This window comes from Granulosicoccus sp. 3-233 (assembly GCF_052681095.1).
In genome coordinates this window covers 1-1,419 of sequence record NZ_JBQYLE010000049.1, presented here as the reverse complement: position 1 = coordinate 1,419, position 1,419 = coordinate 1, and the positions used below count along the sequence as shown (strand labels likewise).

The 1,419-nt window shown below is 56.7% G+C and carries 1 protein-coding gene; it reads right to left on the bottom strand.

All coding sequences use genetic code 11. The annotated features are described in order from the left end of the window. The coding region (tnpC, locus tag ACUNV4_RS30355) for an IS66 family transposase (RefSeq protein ID WP_430882427.1) at nucleotides 1-1,419 on the bottom strand (1,419 nt) is incomplete at both ends.

Genomic DNA, 1,419 nt, shown 5'->3' with positions numbered 1-1,419 from the left:
GCTGCGCGAATGAAGTGATAGCTTGAAATTCCGATCTTGTGGGCGGTGCTGATGATGCTCAGTATCAACGGTCTGAATTGATCGCCCTGATAGGATTGGCTGGCAAAACTCAGCTTTCGCCAGATCACATAGGAGCGCAGATCCCTCTCGGCGATGTTGTTATCCAGTGGTATGCGGTGGTCTTGCAGGAACGTCCAGCACATGGATTCTCGCGATTGCAGGTGAATACATTGGCGTTTGGTTCGCCCATCGATTCGTAGTCGCGCACCGCGTTTCAAGGTCTGCTGGAAACTCTGCCTCAATCGATTCATCCGTCGCCAATAAACGAGCTCTTTGATCCTGCCCTCCTGCCACCGGTGTCGTGTTCGAATAACGGCATGGGAAATCAGTAACAGTCGTCGCCCGATCTTGCCGCCGTTTCCAACACGTTCGCTGATATCGATGAACTTGCGAATCAGATGAGGCCAGCACAGCTGGCGCCGTTCATTCTCGACACGGTTGTAGCCACCGAAATCATCGGTCACCAGAAAGCCCGGAAACCCGCCGAGCAAGGTGTCAGCCGCCACCTTGCCTCGGGAGTGATGGACCAGGAAATAGCTGGCCTTGCGCGTGACCAGGGCCCACAGCCAGCGGCACTCAACACCGCGAAAATGCCGTGTTTCATCGGCATGGGCCACTGGCTGACTACGCACATAATCGCCAATCTGACGATAGGGCTCGGCCAGTGCCTGCGTTGCCTTGGCTTGTGCCTGGGAGATGGCGCCGATGCTGAAATGAAGCTGCCAGTGCTCCTGCAGGTAATCCTGAATCTGGCGAATCGTCAAATGATACCGGCCCGAGAGATGGGCGATCAGCGCCACCAGGTTCGGTCCCATCTGGCCACTGGGTATGCTGTCCGGTGTGTGGGCCGCATGATAGCGGCCACAATTTCCACAGTGCCCGGAAAACAGTTGGTGTTCAATGAGCGAAAAGCGTACCTGGGGAATATCAAAGACCTGATGGCGGCATCGAGGCTCGGGCTCGATGGCGACCGAGCCACCACAGCCGCATTGCGCATCGGGAAAATAGCGCTGAATCTTGTCGACATCCTGCTCGCTGACAAGCGGCCTGTCATGACGGATATGACCCGGTTGCGCCCCCTGACGTCGATGAGACTTTGGTTTCTTGCGTCGTTTGGCCCGCTGGGTGGTGGAGTCCGACGAGGGCGGACGAGATGAATTGCGCGAACTCTTGCCAATGCGTTCGCTCAGCTCGTTTACCTGCTCGCGAAGCTCTTCGTTCTGGTGTTTGAGTTCAGTGACAATGCCCCACAGCCCATCGATCTGGGCATGAGCCTCTTCGAGTGTTCTGGGTGGTGCTGGGCGCAGGATGTCGACCACTTTCGGGCTAGCAGCAAGTGCGGGTGATGCACTGATGATA